Here is an 18,218-nt window from a genome sequence, read left to right as displayed (position 1 = left end):
AAAGGGCTTCAAAAATAACAATTATGAAGGCAATTAGCTAACATAAAAGTGGTAATTTGTAAAACGTTATACAAAACTCTAATATGCAGCTCATTAGTTATGAGCTCTAATAAAAAGGGAAACCATAGTAGATAAAGATTTTAAGTTACAATTGACTTCTAATTATTCATAAAATATTCCTACTGGCTTTGGCTTTGCACTTATTTGAATTTTAAAACTACAGGTAGTCTCGTGTCCACTTGCATCCGTTATCTTATAAGTCACAGTGGACTCCCCCAGAGGGAAAGCATAAGCACTAGCATCACTAGATGTGGCAGCTCCAGCAGGATCATCACCATAATTTACCAATAAGGTTTCGGCCGAAGTAGGAGTAGGCTTATTCGTAATTTTATACTCAACAAGCAAATCTGCCACAGGTGTACAATTATCCGCAACATTTGTTACACCAATATTATTAACGATTAAGCTTGTAGCATCTACACATTCTGATACAACAAAACCATCTCCATCTAAATCAGGAGGACAATCAAAAGTAGGGTCTTCAATATCAGGCTCTATAGAATAAAACTGAATATTATCTATTAAGTTACCTGAAGAACTAGATGGTGCTAAAGTTGCTATTCTAAATTGGGTAGTCGTTTGTCCAGCAGGCACCGTATAAAAACCAGAGTGGGTTACCCAGCCATCACCATTATTGTTTGAAATATCAGCAATGCTTGATAATGAGCCAACAGCTCCAATCTTTATACGAATTGATTCAGAACTATTGCTTCTATATCTGTAAGTTATTTCCCATCGCATTTTTGAACCTGGTACCGTATTCATATTTTGCCACATTTCATTTACCCCGGTAGAGTTTAATTCACAAAACTGTCCCCCATCAACTGTGGTAAATCCCAAAAATCCATTCCTCCAGATCTCAATATTATTGCGACTTGATTGCCATCCATTTACTGTTGAGTATCCTCTCCAGTCTGCACCTGCTAGGTCTGGGCTATCAAAATCCCAGTTAATAATGGTCGTTTGGCAAGCATAGCTAGGTCTGACATATATCGTAAATGTAGCCGAAACGGAACCTTCACCACAAGCATTCACGCCTTTTACAGTTAAGGTTCTATCTCCAGGACTTGCATTCGATGCAAATGCAATATCAGCCTGAGTGCCATTATTGGTAATGCTCGCACCTCCTCCGGTAATTTCCCACTCATAGCTTGTAGCATCCCCTATTGAAGCGCAAACATAAGACTTCGTGTCTCCTGGTAAAACAATACTCGTACCTGTTATATTACCTGCTGCTTCAGGCAGTGAATTTACAGTAAAAGGTTGTGTACTTGTAGCTGTACCATCAGGAGCCGTAACAGTTATGGTGCCTGAGGTTGTTGAAGTTGGTAAAGTTGCATTTATCTGTGTAGCGCTATTTATCGTATAGCTTGCAGCCGCAACACCATTAAATTGAACAGATGTAGTTCCTAAAAAATTAGTTCCTGTAATCGTCACAACCTGATTTGAATTTGAGCAGGCATTGTCTGGAGTAAATGAAATTATTGTTGGCAAAGAATTAGCAACAACATTAATTGTATAATCTTCTACTTCCCCATCAAAATCCGTCTCACAAGAGGTTGGATAGGAATTCCATTTTGCAGAAACTCTCATTCGAGTATTCCCCAATATTGCCCCAGTAGGTACCGCTATATTAAAAGGCGAGCCGATAGTTGGTCCATTAGCAACATTCTGAACAGATCCTAATGAAATAGATTCTCCTGTATCATCAAAATCTCCATCCTGATTCCAATCTATCCATACAATAGCAAAGACCTCATAATTACCATCAGTATTTAAATTTACAGTTAGATCATAAACAGCTCCCAACATCATATCTGTGGACTGTGAAGTAAAATCATTATACCCAGCCGATTTTGGAATATCACCTGAAGTATCGTTGTTAAGTGTATTTAGATTAACCAAAGTGATACTTGTGTTATAGTTTGTATCGCCATTAGAAGTACAATAACTAATTATTCCAGAAGCACTAAGAGTAATGGATTCGCTCCCTTCATCTTTCCAATTACCCGAATTCCCCTTTGGCGTCTGATATAAAAGCGAATACAGCCCAACACCTAAACCAGTGAACACTAATTGATTATCAGGCTGAATAACTCCATTTAAAACAACCCTTTTAACTCCAGATCCTGACCAATTAACTGTAATACTCCCATCATTACAAGTCGAGCAAGTTGGCTGAGTGAGTACTGCATTCTGAGCTGAGAGAGAAGTTTGGAGACAATAAAAGAAGATAGTAAGTAACAGAAATTTTATAAAGAGATTATTCATGAAATACGCAATTTTCAAACAGTTTTTAATAGAACAAAGAGCCCTAAAATAATAAAAATGTCCACAAAGATTTTAATGTGAAAACATATTTACACACCTTATATTCACTCGTATTACAATAAGTTTATTATCAGTTAAACACATCATCTACCTAAGCGTTAAGGATAGTAAAAATGAGAGGATATTCCTTTGAATTGTATATTCAGAATTAATTGGAAAATATTTAAGTCATATTTTACATATGGATAGAAAAAGGAAGTTAACCTCCAAAAAAAATACGTTAAACATGAATTTACAACGATTGCAATTCTATTAATATTTATTAACATACTAAATACTGCCATTTTACAAACAAAGCTTAGATTTGTGACGGTAAAGAATCGAATTTGGTCGCAAACCAAATTCAAAACACCATGTGATACCAAAAGTTTCATGAACAATTCTAAAGGATAGTGAAGTTACTAAGGTCGATAAATTTGCAAATGGTTAATAATATATTGAGTTATTTGGGAATCACAATTTGGTGTAAAAAGGCTGTGCTTAGGGGCTCAGCCTTTTGTTTTTTTTAATCGAATCACATTTCGATATTTCGACAAGCTCAATACAACGCTCCGCTAGTGTACTTCAACTGACAAGACACGAACAAAATTCCACGCAAAGATACGCAGAGCTGAAATTTTTATTTTCAAATGCTTTATATTTAGAAGTGAGTGAGAGCAGTCAGTCTGCCCTTTGGCATGCTCCTAATCTATCCACAAAGAGAAAACAAGGATCAGGCTGTTACATCTAAATAAACAATTTAAAATGAACTTAAACCACCTCCCCCTCACATATTCGGGTACTCCTTAAAAGTAAGGAGTAGAAAGTCAGTAATTTTAGCCCTTCTCATTGTCTATCCAATCATCACATCTACAGATGATCAAGTCTTTCTCTTTTTCTTTTTGGCTGCAGGAAACAGCACATTATTCAAGATCAAACGATAGCCCGAAGAATTCTTCTTGAGGTTTAAATCGGTTGGAGGGTCTCCAACCAAATGCTGATAATCTTCAGGATCGTGTCCACCAAAAAAAGTCCATGTCCCCTTTCCGAAGGTTCCATGAATATATCGAGCTTCACCAGCCGTTTTATTCTCTCCCATTATCAACACATTGGGCTTGATACAATCGATATTAAAAGCAGTGGTTTGTCCCATAAAACCTTTAATAAGATTATTGTGATTCTGACATAACATACTGGGAACAGGATCCCATTTAGCTGAAAAGTCAAAAAGGGTAAAATAATCTTCGTCTTGTCTTACTTTACGTGTGTGGGTGACATCTATACTCGAAAATTCGTAAACCGATGGACTGGTCTCTAAAACATAATTATGAAAGGCAAAAGTCTTGTTAAAATCAAGTTTTTCCTGAGCATATTCATCCATAGAATCGCCATCAAACTCATGAGAACAAATATCAGTATGCTCGGCTGACAAAGCAATATCAAACGTATCAGTTGCTGAACACATGGCAAATAAGAAGCCACCAGCTTCAACAAAGGCTTTAATTTTTAAATCTACGGCCAATTTCAATTCCGAAACCTTAGAGAAGCCATATTGATTTGCTCTCTCAAGATTCTCACGAACTTCATCCTGATACCATTTTACATTTCGGTATCCCGCATAAAATTTACCATGCTGACCTGTGAAATCTTCATGATGTAAATGCAACCAATCATATTTCGATAAGTCACCCTTCATGATTTCATCATCATAAACAAGATCGTAAGGTATTTCCGCATAAGTCAAAGCTAAAGTCACGGCATCATCCCAAGGCTTCTTCCCTTGGGGAGAATAAACCGCCATTTTAGGTGGTTTCTGAAGCTTAACTGCATCCATATTCACTTCAGGACTCGCTATCTCATCAAAAACATGGGTGGTTTGTGCATCGCTTAGCACTTCAAAGCTTACCCCTCTAATTTGGCACTCAGATTTTATATCCTGGCTGAAAGGCAATAGAAAACTACCGCCACGATAATTCAATAACCAATGAATATCTTGATTCTCTTGTAAAACCCAAAACGCAATCCCATATGATTTGAGATGATTCTTCTGAACTTCATCCATAGGAATAAGAATGTTGGCAGAAAAAACGGGTAGTGTGTAAAGAAATAAAAAGAAACAAATAACTCTCTTGGCAAAACTCATAAAGGCAGAATATTAAGATTGTTGATTATTTACAGTCCATATCTCTTCTATCAATTCGAATCTAAAAAGGTGGTGCATCGTCAAAGTCAATTCCTCCATGCAAGCCTGCATTAGGATCGTCATACCCCACAGGCTCTTCGTTCATACTTGAACCAAAAGTTTGAGCTGCGATATTCTCTGATCCAAAGGAATCAGGACTCTCTCCTTCTAAATCCATAAATCGAGCTAACTGATTGCGGAACCTTAATTGAATCTCCCCAACTGCACCATTACGATGCTTAGCAATGATAATATCAGCAATACCTATCAAGGAATTTCCTTCAGCATCTTCTGTAATCCCGTAACGCTCCGGACGGTGAATAAACAATACCATATCGGCATCCTGCTCAATCGCTCCAGATTCACGAAGGTCCGATAGCATTGGTTTTTTAGCATCACCCGTACGCTGTTCAACACCACGATTCAACTGCGAAAGTGCAATAACAGGAATGTTCAACTCCTTAGCAATAATCTTAAGTTGTCGAGAAATCAATGAGACTTCCTGTTCACGATTACCTCGCATATCAGAACCAGCTGTCATCAACTGAAGGTAGTCAATAATAACACATCCAATATCGTGCTTTGCTTTCAGTCTTCTACATTTAGAACGTAATTCATATATAGATAAACCAGGCGTATCATCTACATAAATTGGAGCATCAATAAGATCCTTAATCTTTGTGTGAAGTTGCTCCCATTCATGTTTAGCCAATCTTCCATTTCTTAGTTTCTCTGAACCCAATTCGGTTTCAGAAGAGATCATACGTTTTACCAACTGGTCGGCCCCCATCTCGAGAGAGAAAATAGCAATAGGCGCTTTATGATCTATAGCCATATTTCGGGTCATGGATAAAACAAAAGCCGTTTTACCCATTGAAGGTCGTGCTGCAATAATCACAAGATCGGATTTCTGCCATCCTGATGTGATACGATCCAAAGCAGTAAAACCAGATGGAACACCACTCAATCCATCTTCACGCTTGCTGGCTGCAATAATCTGATCGATTACTTCATCAGCCAAAGGACGAATATGAGCTGATTCCTTTTTAATATTTCCTTCAGCAATATCAAATACATCTTGCTGAGCTTTATCTAACAAATCTGCAACGTCTATACTTTCATCAAAAGCAGAACTCTGAATTTCAGACGAAACCCGAATTAATTCGCGTTGAATAAATTTCTGAGCAATAATACGAGCATGATGCTCGATATGAGCGGCATTAGCAACTTTTGATGTTAGCTGAGAAACGTAAAATGGTCCACCACAACTCTCTAAATCATCTTGACGTTTTAATTCTTCCGTTACGGTCAAAATATCAATGGGTTCTTCTTTTGAAGAAAGACTCATGATAGCCTTGTATATCTTCTGATGAGCTGGCTTGTAAAAGCTATCAGTCTTCAATAAATCCCCAACTGAAATGATGGCATCTTTTTCCAACATGATAGCACCCAAAACTGCCTCTTCGAGCTCAACAGCTTGAGGTGGCACTTGTCCATGTTCTGACAACTGATTATTTTTTGCTTTTGGGGTGTATTTTTTAAATTCTGCCATACTTATTTCTAACTGAAGATTAAACGAATCTAGATTAATGACTTACCTATATAAACTGATTAAATTAAGCAAGACTTCAATTTTGATTTTGAATCATTAAAGCTAATTTATTTTACAGAGAACAAAGATACTCGATAGAAAATAAAAATCTAGTCTTTGAAATATCATTTTATTAAAAGCTGTATTTTTGTTATTCCTATTTATTAACAAAATACACTAGATTGTGCTTACTTACTCAAATGCAAAAATTAATATCGGTTTAAACATTGTTGAAAAAAGAAGAGATGGCTTTCATAATATAGAAACCATCTTTTTCCCAATTAGCATGCAAGATGCAATTGAAATTGTAGATTCCAAAGATGATTCTCCTTACACGTTATCAACATCTGGAATTCCAATAAATATAGAGGCAAAAGATAATATCGTTGTAAAAGCGTACGAATTAATCAAAGCAAAATATAATTTTCCTGCTCAGAATATTCATCTCCATAAAAATATCCCTTTTGGTGCCGGACTTGGTGGAGGTTCAGCAAATGCGGCATACATGATCAAACTTCTGAATCAAAAATTCAAGCTTGAGATGAGCGATGAAGAGATGGAAGATGAAGTTAGAATACTAGGTAGCGACTGTGCATTTTTTATTAAAAACAAACCCGCATTTGCAAATGAGAAGGGTGATCGATTGAATCCTATTGATTTAGATCTTTGCGACTATCACATTCTTCTTATAAAGCCAGATATTCATATTAGCACACCTGAGGCATATGCCAACATCAAGCCTAATAAACCCAAAACCTCATTAAAGGAACTCATCAAGCAACCCATAGAAACTTGGAAATCAACAATCATAAATGATTTTGAGAACAGTATTTTCCCTAAACATCCTCTATTAGCTAAAATTAAAGACGAGCTTTATGAACAAGGTGCGGTTTATGCTTCTATGTCTGGCAGTGGATCGACTATGTTTGGGATTTTTAAAAACGAACCCAGCATATTACCTGAGTGGGAAAAACATTTTTGCTGGAAAAATAGATTATAATCAAAACTATTAATATCAAGAAAGGCTGTTCTCACAATGAGAACAGCCTTTATATTAATCATTAAGCGAAGAAAGGTTTTAAGCTTTCAATTCAACCATAACCATACGGTTAGGTACTTTTTCTTCTTCGGTTACATGAATCTTTTCAATTATCCCGTCAAAAGGCATCAGAATTTTATTTTTCATCTTCATAGCTTGAAGAATCATCAGGCATTCACCTTCTTTAACTTCCTGACCTTCTTTAACGAAAATTTCAACGATTGTTCCTGGAATAAAAGATTTGATGTGGTTCGGATTTGGTCTTTCCCACTTCTTTCTATTCGCCACTCTCTCTGGAACCTCAGTTGTGTAGATGGTTCCATCAATGTTGAACTCTTTAAAATTGCTCATAGTCAGTTCGATTTAAAATGGAGGAATACCGTGTTTCTTACTTGGTCTTCTATCAACCTTGTTCGTAGAAACTTCAAGAGAATGCAATAACATCTTACGAGTCTCTTCAGGTTCGATAACTGTATCGATATAACCTTTAGCAGCCGCAACATATGGATTCGCAAACTTTTTCTTGTATTCAGCAACTTTTTCCTTACGCATAGCTTCAGGATCTTCAGCAGACATAATCTCTTTTCTAAAGATAATGTTAGCAGCTCCTTCTGGTCCCATTACGGCAATTTCAGCATTAGGCCAAGCAAACATAAAGTCAGCTTTCATATGACGTGAGTTCATAGCGATATAACCTCCACCATAAGCCTTACGAACAATTACAGTAATTTTAGGTACCGTAGCTTCACTATAAGCATAAAGGATTTTCGCACCGTGACGAATTACACCAGCATGCTCCTGATCAACACCAGGTAAATAGCCAGGCATATCTTCAAGCGTTACAATAGGAATATTAAAGGCGTCGCAGTAACGAATAAAACGAGCTGCTTTATCAGAAGAGTCACAATCCAACACCCCAGCTAATACCAATGGCTGATTAGCTACAAAACCAATCGTTTCACCATTCAATCGTCCAAAACCAATAACGATATTACGAGCAAAACCTTCCATTACTTCAAAGAAGTCTGAATCATCACTGATCGATTTGATTACGTTACGAATATCGTAAGGTTGAGTTGGATCAAGAGGTACAATTTCTTCAATCTTGTATTCTGCCTTAGGAGGCTTAGGAGGGAAAGAACGTGCTTTTCTCTCATTGTGCCAAGGGATGAATGTAAGTAGTTTCTTGATCTGCTCAAAGCACTCAAGTTCGTTTAGTGCGTAGAAATGAGCATTACCGGTGATCTCGCTGTGTACTTTCGCACCACCAAGTTCTTCCATACTTATTTCTTCACCTAAAACTGTTTTTATTACCTCAGGACCGGTAATAAACATTTTGGAAATGTTTTCTACTACAAACACAAAGTCGGTAAGGGCAGGAGAATAAACGGCTCCACCAGCACAAGGACCAAGAATAACTGACAATTGAGGAATAACTCCAGATGCCAAGGTATTGCGGAAAAAGATTTCACCATAACCAGCAAGAGAATTAACACCTTCCTGAATACGAGCTCCACCCGAATCATTAATACCGATCAAAGGCACACGCATCTTTAAAGCGTGGTCCATGATTTTTGTAATTTTACGTGCATGCATCAGACCAAGAGAACCACCAGCTACGGTGAAATCCTGTGCAAAAAGACATACAGGTTGACCATAAATAGTTCCAGTTCCAATGATAACTCCATCACCATGAAGTTCTTTCTTCTCCATGCCAAAGTCGCGGGCTTCGTGCTCAACAAACATATCATACTCATGAAACGAATCTTCATCAACAATTGATGTGATTCTTTCACGCGCAGTTAGTTTACCCATTGCAACTTGCTTCTGAATAGCTTTTTCGCCACCACCTTGAAGCACTTTTTCTTTTCTCTTTCTAAGATCAAGAATGTTTCGTTTCAATGACATATTACGTACATTTAGTTAAAAACCGTATACCTTAAAGTATACATTTAGTTGTATTTCAAGTTTGTCCAAACTTTACTTTTTTACCAATAAAGCACAAAAACCCCCTATTCATTTCCTAAACTTTTGAAAGAAAATAAACACAGACTGATTATTCAATAAAGGTAAAGATGCGCCAAGTTTTGGCGATCGTATATAAATCTTTTCGAACAGTTAAATAAATTAAAAGTCGAATAACTTATTTCATAGTGTGCAAGGATACTCATTTTTTGTTCCACAAAAAAATCAGCAATCCCAATTACAAGCTACCAACTTGCTAAATTAGTGATTTTACGGTAGCAAAGCAAGATCTTGAGTAGACATTATTTAGATTCCTTTTATTTAGGAGCGACCCGATAAAGATAGATGGCAATTAGAGAAAAGACCATATTAGGCAACCACACGGCCAATAATGGACTCATACTTCCATTCGTAGCAAAAACCGTAGAGATTTGCATAAACAGAATGAATGAAAAACTTAGTGCTAATCCTATTCCAAGGTGCAGCCCCATTCCTCCTCGTACTTTTCTACATGCAAGGGAAACTCCAATGAGCGTCAGAATAAATGCAGAAAATGGATTGGCAATACGGCGATATTTCTCAATTTTGTATGCACTAATATTACTATCCCCCCTCATAATTTGTTCTTCGATAAAATCATCCAGCTCAAACATATCCATTGCCTCAACAACATCCGTTCTGCGGCTAAATTCATCCGGACCAAAATTTAAGAGTGTGTCTATTGTTTTTCCTTTTTCAAAACTCTCTTTATCGCCATCGGAACTACGGATAAAATAATCCTTAATAGTCCACTTTTCTTTATCCTCGTTCCACTTAATTGAACGTGATGTTAGCTTTGACACCAATTGTTTTCCTTCAAATTTCTCAAGAGAAAACTTATATCCCGTGTTACTCGAGGTTTCAAAATTAGTCATATAAATAAACAGACCTGGCTCAATCTGACGATGAATATTCCGCTCTTTATTTTCGAATCGCTTTTTAAGATAGGTATCGGTAAATTCGAGCCGCTTAGCATTAGCTGGAGGAATAACAAAATTACTCAGAAAGAAAGAAAAAATCCCAATAATAAAGGCTGAGATAAAATAAGGAAACATCAACCTTCTAAAACTCACACCAGAACTCAAAATGGCGATAATCTCGGTATCATAAGCCATTTTAGAGGTAAAATAGATAACTGAGATAAAAGTGAATAAGGCACTAAACAAGTTAGCGAAATAGGGAATAAAATTGACGTAATAATCTAATATAACACTCTTAAAAGGTGCCTCTTTATCAATAAAATTGTCAATCTTCTCAGAGAAATCAAAAACAATTGTAATGCTGATTATCAAGACTATTGCAAAGAAGAAGGTTCCTAAAAACTTTCGAATGATATATAAATCTAATTTCCCAAACATTCTTTATCTCAGTTTTTATTTAAAGCTTTTTATCTGATTAAATTTTATCATTAAAAAAAAGCCACTTATTAAATCTAAATTTAGGCCTTCTTAACCGTTTGTCAAGCTCAAAATTTCACAATCAAGCTTTTTTAACATTATTTTATAAACGTCTACCTAGTTTTTCAACCATAACATTCTTCCATTCATAAAAGGTGCCCTCGTCGATCTTTTCTCTAGCTTCACGAACTAACCACAAATAAAAAGCAAGGTTATGAATACTACATATCTGACCACCTAGCAACTCATTTGAACGAATCAAATGTCTCACATAGGCTTTTGAATAAAAACTATCTACATACGACGTTCCATTAGGATCAAGTGGAGTGAAATCGTTAGCCCACTTCTGGTTTCTCATATTCAGAGTTCCTTCACTGGTAAAAATCATTCCATTTCGTCCATTACGGGTTGGCATCACACAGTCGAACATATCAACACCACGAGAGATTGCTTCCAAAATATTGATTGGGGTACCAACCCCCATTAAATAGCGAGGTTTATTTTCAGGTAAAACCTGATTAACCACCTCAATCATTTCATACATATCTTGGGTTGGTTCACCTACAGCCAATCCTCCAATAGCATATCCTTCTCGGTTTAAAGATGCAGCATGCTCAGCGGCCTTAATCCTCAAATCTTTATAAACACAGCCCTGAACTATTGGGAATAAAGCTTGTGAATAGCCATACTTCCCTTTTGTACTATCGAAACGATCAACACATCGTTCTAACCAACGCTGAGTTAATCCTAACGAATTTTTAGCATATTCATAACTTGAAGTTCCAGGAGGGCACTCATCAAATGCCATAATTATATCAGCCCCAATAGTACGCTGAGTATCCATCACATTTTCAGGTGTAAACATATGTTTCGATCCATCAATATGCGATCTAAACATAGCCCCTTCTTCGGTCAATTTACGGTTTTCGGCAAGCGAAAAAACCTGGAATCCTCCACTATCCGTCAAAATTGGTCTATCCCAACCGTTAAACTTGTGTAAGCCTCCTGCTTGTTCTAAAACGTCCAAACCCGGACGTAAATATAAATGATAGGTATTCCCTAAAATAATCTCAGCATTAATATCCTCTTTCAGTTCATGTTGGTGAATGCCCTTTACAGAGCCAAGTGTTCCAACAGGCATGAATATAGGTGTTTTAATCTTCCCGTGATCAGTAGTAATCTCGCCAGTTCTGGCGCCTGATCTATCATCAGTATTGTGTAATTTAAAATCCATATCAACTTCACTTAAAGTGGAAAAATAAAACTCATCCTTTGAGTCATTCCCATTAAAAATAGTCTGCAAATATAGATAATAATATTTGCAATGAAACTTATTTATAATTGTGGAAGTAAGCCCCTATGAGAAAACCTTAGAACAGCTTTTGCTAAACATCTACCTATGATGTATTTCTATTTGTCAAATAGAATATAAAACACTCAACTTATTAAGGTATATTAAATCTATACGTCTGGCTAAACCAAACTTAATATTATCTACTTACATCATTCATATTTTAATGTACTTTAATTAAAATTCATCATTAGTATGCTATAATCATCCACATATACAACTGGTATGAATCATAATTCAAACTTATCGAATAATGCCAAGATTGACTTGCTAAATGTACAAGCAGCAATGAAAGGCAATCAGAAAGCTTTCGAGAAACTTTTCTTGAGGTATAAGGATGCTATTTTCTATTTTTTACTAAGAATTGTTAACAACAGAACCGATGCTGAGGATTTAACGCTTGAATGCTTTGGAAAAGCCTTTAGGAATATTGATCAATACTCTACAAAATATGCTTTTAGTACCTGGCTTTTCCGGATAGCTTCTAATACAAGTATTGATTTTATTCGAAAAAAAAATAAAAGTATTATCAAACTAGATACAACAGATGAGAGTAATATGGGTTCAACTTCAATTGAGAGCAAAATCCCTTCGCCTGAACAACAAATTATCAACGAACAAAATGCCAGGTATATGCGACTAAAAGTTAGCCAACTAAAGGATCGCTATCGCATTTTAATTGAATTACGTTATTTTAAAGAATATTCCTACGAAGAAATAGCACAAGAGATGAACTTGCCCATAGGCACTATAAAGGCACAACTTTTTAGAGCCAGGAAACTACTATTCATGAATATTAAGAATGATGAACTATAAAAATGATATCTAAATAAATATCCAGACAAAACTTAAGCTCCAGCAATTAAGTTTCTTTCTGCTCTAAGATTATAATTATATCTTTGCCACGCATTATAAATTACAGCATGGAATTAATTTTAAAATACTTTAAAGATTTATCTGAGGAACAGAAAAATCAGCTTGCTCAACTTAAAGACTTATACACCGAGTGGAATGATAAAATCAATGTCATCTCACGAAAAGATATCGATTCTTTATATTTGCATCATGTTCTGCACTCCTTAGCAATAGCCAAAGTTATCCAATTTCAACCTGGATCCAATGTACTGGATGTTGGAACTGGTGGGGGTTTCCCAGGTATTCCTCTTGCAATTCTTTATCCAGAAACTAATTTTCACTTGGTTGATTCTATTGGCAAAAAAATTAAAGTAGTAACAGAAGTTGCTAACGCATTAGGTTTAAAGAATGTAAAAGCGGAACATACTCGTGTCCAAGAAGTCAAAACAAAATATGACTTTATTGTCAGTCGTGCTGTTACTGCTTTTCCTGCTTTTGTCAATATGGTTAGGAAAAACTGCAAGATCGAGAACAAGAATGCCCTCCCAAATGGAATTATTTATATAAAAGGAGGCGATTTTGAAGAAGAAATCAAGCCATATGGAAAAAAGATTAGCCTCTTCAATTGCACTGAGTTCTTTGCTGAGGACTTCTTTGAGACAAAAAAAGTTGTCCACATGACACTTTAAACCAAATTAATTTGGCTTAATCTTTTGCCAGACAAAAAAAATACTTATTTTTGCAGTCCAAAATCAACGCATATAATCACTTTTTAGATAAAAATTTTTCGCGATGAAAAGAACATTTCAACCATCAAATAGAAAGAGAAGAAACAAGCACGGTTTCAGAGACAAAATGGCTTCAGCTAACGGAAGAGCAGTATTATCTCGTAGAAGAGCAAAAGGCAGAAAAAAATTATCTGTTTCAAGCGAGCGCAGACACAAAGCTTAATTTTTAATTAAGCTTTCTAAAATACAAGAAGTAAAGAATGATATATTCTTTACTTTTTTGTGTTTATAGCTTTCTATTAAAAAATTTAAGAGTTCCCTAGGAGCTCTTTTTTTTTGCTTTCCACTTAGTCTCAGCACCTGTAGGATTCTATGTACAAAATCCTTTATCTCAAAGAATTAAATACGATCCATTTTATACAAACTACACAAATTTAGATTCTGCATAATTTACCATGATATTCATCATTTATCAGAAAATCTCTCTTATTTTTGTACTATTCACTTCATAATATGATTCAGGGATTAGGATCTCATTTCGTATTAGATGAATAGGGTTAAAACAAAATTATTGAATAGAGACTAAATAATCTTAAGAGGTATAAAAATGGAATACAATTTAGCACATGCTTGTATCAGAGTAATGGATTTAGAAAAGTCCTTAGAATTTTACAATAAAGCTTTATCCTTGCATGAAGTAAGTCGACTTGACTACCCTGATTATAAGTTTACACTCGTATATCTCTCTGATGAAAACAATAAATTTGAAATAGAATTAACTTGGAATTATAGTACGGAAAAGCCTTATGAAATAGGCAATGGATTTAGTCATTTTGCCTTAACTGTAAAAGACCTGGAAGGATCTCATGAGTTCCATAAAAACATGGGATTAGAAACTACAGAGCTTAAGGGATTACCTGGAGAAAAACCGAAATACTATTTCATTACAGATCCAGATGGATATAAAATAGAGATTATCAGAGGATAAAATTATATATATACTTAGCAAATTCTAAACGATAATATAATGCAACTTATTACATTTGGAATTTACCGATTTGAACAATGATATTGAGATCAAAAAGTAAATAATAAAACATATGCGACTAAGACAATTTTTTAAAAGTGGAGCTTTCTATAAACACTTAGGTCTTTCAATTATTATTTCAGTAGCCTTGGTTTGGATAACTCTTCAGAGTTTAAGTTTTTACACCAATCATGGCGAAGAAATTAAGGTTCCTAACTTATATAGTCTAAGTTTAGAAGACGGTACTAATTTGATAGATCAAACTAATTTACGATACACGATATACGATTCTGTTTACAATTCTAGTTTACCAGCTGGTTGTATCCTCGACCAAAGCCCTAAAGCTAATTCTTTAGTAAAACGAAATCGCAATTTATTCCTAACTATAAATTCTCTGAAACCAGAACAAATTCGGTTCCCAAATTTGATTGATAATTCGTTTAGACAAGCCTACGAAATACTCATTACTAATGGTTTTAAAATTGGTAAGCTCAACTATGTTGATTACGATTACTATAATCTGGTTTTATATCCTGAATTCAAGGGCGACTCAATAAAGCAAGGTGATTTAATTGACAAAGGTTCACAAATTGATCTTGTATTAGGAAAAGGAAAGAACATCAGAATACAAACACCTGAATTAATTGGTAAATATTATGATGATGCCAAAGAACGCATTCTTCTTTCAAGTTTAAATATAGGACGTGTGAGTTTCGATAGCAATGTGATGAATCTTTCGGATTCGCTTAATGCTCAAGTTTATCAGCAATCTCATGCTTATAAGGAAAATTCAAAAATTGCTCCAGGCAGCAAAATAAATCTATGGCTCACAACTGATAGCCTAAAAATTAAAGATTCACAAGCATACCTTAAGAGTCAATTAAAATAAACAGGATAATACAGAATCATATATAATGCTAGAAGAAGAAGAAAATTTAGAATTCGAAAATTTCGATGATAGCAATGCTAATCAAGAATCATACGAACACTTCAGATATGAGGTTGACCCTGGTCAAACACCACTAAGGATTGACAAATATTTGGTCGATCGTATGCTAAACTCATCCCGAAATAAAATTCAGGACTCTGCTGACAATGGAAATATTCGTGTCAACGATGTGGTTGTCAAAAGAAACTACAAGGTTAAGCCAGGCGATATTGTAACCATAGTGCTTAGCTATCCACCTCGAGAAATTGAGATTATTGCTGAAGATATTCCCTTAACGGTTGTTTATGAGGACGATTCATTTATTATTGTAAACAAAAACCCAGGTATGGTTGTTCATCCATCCTACGGTCATTATTCTGGAACACTTGTAAATGCATTAGCCTTTCACCTTAAGAATTTACCTCTGTTTAATTCTAAGGATCCACGTCCAGGCTTGGTTCATCGTATCGATAAAGATACATCAGGCATTCTGGTTATAGCCAAAACCGAGATAGCCAAAACAAAACTTGCCCTTCAGTTTTTCAACAAAACCAGTGACAGAAAATACCGCGCTTTGGTTTGGGGAAACTTAGAGGAAGATGAAGGAACAATTACTGGACATGTAGGCAGAAACTTAAAAAACCGTAAGGTAATGGATGTATTCCCTGATGGGGAATATGGCAAACATGCTGTAACGCATTATCGTGTATTAGAACGTTTAGGTTACGTTAACTTGGTAGAATGTGTCCTTGAAACTGGTCGTACTCATCAAATACGTGCTCACTTCAAACACATTGGTCATCCACTTTTCAACGATGCTGATTATGGTGGGGACATCATATTGAAAGGAACAACTTTTACAAAATACAAACAATTTGTTCAGAATTGTTTTAAAATATGTCCACGCCAAGCTCTTCATGCAAAGACCTTAGGCTTCATACATCCAGAGACTAATGAGTACATTTCATTCGATTCTGAAATACCAGATGATATGTCAGCACTAATCACCAAATGGAGAGAGTACACATCAATGCGTGAAGAATAGATTAATACTTTGAGCTAAATTTATGAAGAGAAATATTGTAATTATTGCTGGTGGTGATTCTGCTGAGTTTGGAATATCAATGCAAACTTCGAAGCATATTTTCGATACCCTTAATAAGGATTTATACCAAGTTTACTTAGCTGTTTTTAAAGGACAAGAATGGAAAGTCAGTCTTGATGATAAAGAATTTGATATCGACAAGAATGATTTTAGTATTACTGTAGATTCGTATAAAATTAAATTTGACTTCGCTTATATTGCTATTCACGGAACCCCTGGTGAAAATGGCATCCTACAAGGTTATTTAAGCCTTATTAATATACCACATTCTACTTGCGATGTTTTGAGTAGTGCCTTGAGTTTTAATAAGCATGCCTGTAATTCTTATCTTAAAGCTTTAGGCTATCAATTTGCTCAATCAGTTCTTCTCAAGAAGGATGAAAAGTATAATTACAAAGCTATCGAACAAACTATTGGTTTGCCATGCTTTGTCAAACCCAATGCTGATGGCTCAAGCTTTGGGATATCAAAGGTTACTAAGATTGAAGAATTAGAAGATGCCATTTTAAAAGCGTTTAACGAAGGTAAAGAAGTTATTATTGAGAAATTCATTGATGGATTAGAAGTAACCTGTGGACTTGTAAAAACAAGCAAGGAGGAGATTGTATTTCCAATTACTGAAGTCGTTCCCAAAAATGAATTCTTCGATTATGAGGCAAAATATGACCCTAATATGGCCGAAGAAATAACGCCTGCTAGAATCTCATCAGAACTTACTCAGAATATACAAACGCTTTCTTCAGGTATCTATGATGCCTTGAAGTGTAAAGGAATCGTTAGAATCGACTATATTATCAAAAACGACATTCCTTATATGCTAGAAGCTAACACAATTCCAGGAATGACAGCTAATAGTTTTATTCCAAAACAAGTGAAGGCGATGGGACGTGAACTAAGCGATATTTTAACTTTAGTAATCGAAGATCAGTTCTAAGATCATTACAATGATACATGAGAGGCTTTCCAATTGGGAAGCCTCTTTTTTTATTTCAATTTCTAATAAATAGAAATCAAACTACAAATGATCATACTTGATCAAAACCATTTCAAATTAAACGCCTTTAGTTATAAAGAAACAATCCAATATATTAAATATGAATGAAAATATCTGCGGCAATCAGTACGAGTCAATTTTATAATTGGTAATACGCGCGACTTGCTTTTCAAGGATCGAGAGTGTCTTCAAAGAAATTTCACTTTAGTAATAGGATTATGTGGACAAGCGTATCCGCGATTATTAGCGTCACCAGCAGGAAAACCTATTAATAATTAGCAATTAACAATGAGTGATTAGTAATTAAGATAACATTTGATGAGAGATTACTCTTGGATAAAGTATAAGATCCTTTCATCTTTTCAATCTTACAAAATTATTGTCTGGAAAAAAATATCTGCAATGATCAGCCCGATTTGCGAGAGAAGCAATTGGGAATTTATAACGCCTCTTTGTTTTTCAGAGATTAGGGCATAAAAAAAGCGTCTTGCTTCCATTGGAAACAAGACGCTTAAAGGTCGGCATCGACCTACTCTCCCACCTTTCGGCAGTACCATCGGCGCTAATGGGCTTAACTTCTCTGTTCGGGATGGGAAGAGGTGGAACCCCATTGCTATAGATACCTGAAATCTTCAGTTATCAGCATT

15 protein-coding genes and 1 rRNA gene are annotated in these 18,218 nt (G+C 35.4%); 8 read left to right on the top strand and 8 right to left on the bottom strand.

The features are described from left to right. Positions 1-162: 162 nt before the first annotated feature. From DWB61_RS03905 to dnaB, 3 genes are all read right to left on the bottom strand, one after another. On the bottom strand, positions 163-2,331 hold the full coding sequence (locus DWB61_RS03905) for a GEVED domain-containing protein (protein ID WP_125029586.1): 2,169 nt from the start codon (positions 2,329-2,331) through the stop codon (positions 163-165). A gap of 919 nt (positions 2,332-3,250) precedes the next feature. After that, on the bottom strand, positions 3,251-4,513 hold the full coding sequence (locus DWB61_RS03900; RefSeq protein ID WP_125029585.1) for an asparagine synthetase B: 1,263 nt from the start codon (positions 4,511-4,513) through the stop codon (positions 3,251-3,253). A 61-nt stretch (positions 4,514-4,574) separates the two neighbouring features. Continuing rightward, positions 4,575-6,104: a replicative DNA helicase gene (dnaB, locus tag DWB61_RS03895; protein WP_125029584.1), complete on the bottom strand. Its 1,530-nt coding sequence runs from the start codon at positions 6,102-6,104 to the stop codon at positions 4,575-4,577. Positions 6,105-6,327: 223 nt separating this feature from the next. On the opposite strand from dnaB, the gene ispE reads away from it, so the two are divergent. Then, positions 6,328-7,143 (top strand): 4-(cytidine 5'-diphospho)-2-C-methyl-D-erythritol kinase, encoded by an 816-nt coding sequence (gene ispE / locus DWB61_RS03890; RefSeq protein WP_125029583.1) that lies wholly within the window; start codon positions 6,328-6,330, stop codon positions 7,141-7,143. Between the two features lie 78 nt (positions 7,144-7,221). On the opposite strand, the gene DWB61_RS03885 is transcribed toward ispE, so the two are convergent. The 4 genes from DWB61_RS03885 to tgt all read right to left on the bottom strand — a co-directional run bounded on the left by DWB61_RS03885 (position 7,222) and on the right by tgt (position 11,817). Continuing rightward, positions 7,222-7,533 (bottom strand): biotin/lipoyl-containing protein, encoded by a 312-nt coding sequence (locus tag DWB61_RS03885; RefSeq protein WP_125029582.1) that lies wholly within the window; start codon positions 7,531-7,533, stop codon positions 7,222-7,224. A 12-nt stretch (positions 7,534-7,545) separates the two neighbouring features. Further along, a complete protein-coding gene (locus DWB61_RS03880) occupies positions 7,546-9,090 on the bottom strand; it encodes an acyl-CoA carboxylase subunit beta (protein ID WP_125029581.1) in 1,545 nt (514 codons plus the stop codon). Between the two features lie 374 nt (positions 9,091-9,464). After that, a complete protein-coding gene (locus DWB61_RS03875; RefSeq protein ID WP_125029580.1) occupies positions 9,465-10,544 on the bottom strand; it encodes an LptF/LptG family permease in 1,080 nt (359 codons plus the stop codon). A 142-nt stretch (positions 10,545-10,686) separates the two neighbouring features. Further along, positions 10,687-11,817 (bottom strand): tRNA guanosine(34) transglycosylase Tgt, encoded by a 1,131-nt coding sequence (tgt, locus tag DWB61_RS03870; RefSeq protein WP_125029579.1) that lies wholly within the window; start codon positions 11,815-11,817, stop codon positions 10,687-10,689. A gap of 342 nt (positions 11,818-12,159) precedes the next feature. On the opposite strand from tgt, the gene DWB61_RS03865 reads away from it, so the two are divergent. From DWB61_RS03865 to DWB61_RS03835, 7 genes are all read left to right on the top strand, one after another. Then, on the top strand, positions 12,160-12,750 hold the full coding sequence (locus DWB61_RS03865; RefSeq protein WP_125029578.1) for an RNA polymerase sigma factor: 591 nt from the start codon (positions 12,160-12,162) through the stop codon (positions 12,748-12,750). Between the two features lie 107 nt (positions 12,751-12,857). After that, positions 12,858-13,478, top strand: a complete 621-nt coding sequence (gene rsmG, locus DWB61_RS03860; protein ID WP_125029577.1) for a 16S rRNA (guanine(527)-N(7))-methyltransferase RsmG — start codon at positions 12,858-12,860, stop codon at positions 13,476-13,478. Between the two features lie 103 nt (positions 13,479-13,581). Then, positions 13,582-13,740, top strand: a complete 159-nt coding sequence (gene rpmH, locus DWB61_RS03855) for a 50S ribosomal protein L34 (protein WP_125029576.1) — start codon at positions 13,582-13,584, stop codon at positions 13,738-13,740. A gap of 384 nt (positions 13,741-14,124) precedes the next feature. Next, complete coding sequence (gene gloA, locus DWB61_RS03850) at positions 14,125-14,505, top strand: lactoylglutathione lyase (protein WP_125029575.1); 381 nt, start codon at positions 14,125-14,127, stop codon at positions 14,503-14,505. 112 nt (positions 14,506-14,617) lie between these two features. Next, positions 14,618-15,433, top strand: coding sequence for a PASTA domain-containing protein (locus DWB61_RS03845; protein ID WP_125029574.1), 816 nt, complete (start codon positions 14,618-14,620; stop codon positions 15,431-15,433). 25 nt (positions 15,434-15,458) lie between these two features. Continuing rightward, positions 15,459-16,517, top strand: coding sequence for an RluA family pseudouridine synthase (locus tag DWB61_RS03840; protein WP_125029573.1), 1,059 nt, complete (start codon positions 15,459-15,461; stop codon positions 16,515-16,517). A gap of 22 nt (positions 16,518-16,539) precedes the next feature. Next, entirely contained in the window at positions 16,540-17,511 is a 972-nt protein-coding gene (locus tag DWB61_RS03835) for a D-alanine--D-alanine ligase (protein WP_125029572.1), read from the top strand. A gap of 576 nt (positions 17,512-18,087) precedes the next feature. Here DWB61_RS03835 and rrf read toward each other — a convergent pair. Then, a 5S ribosomal RNA gene (gene rrf, locus DWB61_RS03830) occupies positions 18,088-18,198 on the bottom strand. Positions 18,199-18,218 lie beyond the last annotated feature (20 nt).

The organism is Ancylomarina euxina (genome assembly GCF_003863355.1).
GTDB classification, from domain to species: domain Bacteria; phylum Bacteroidota; class Bacteroidia; order Bacteroidales; family Marinifilaceae; genus Ancylomarina; species Ancylomarina euxinus.
This window is presented reverse-complemented; position numbering and strand designations above follow the sequence as displayed.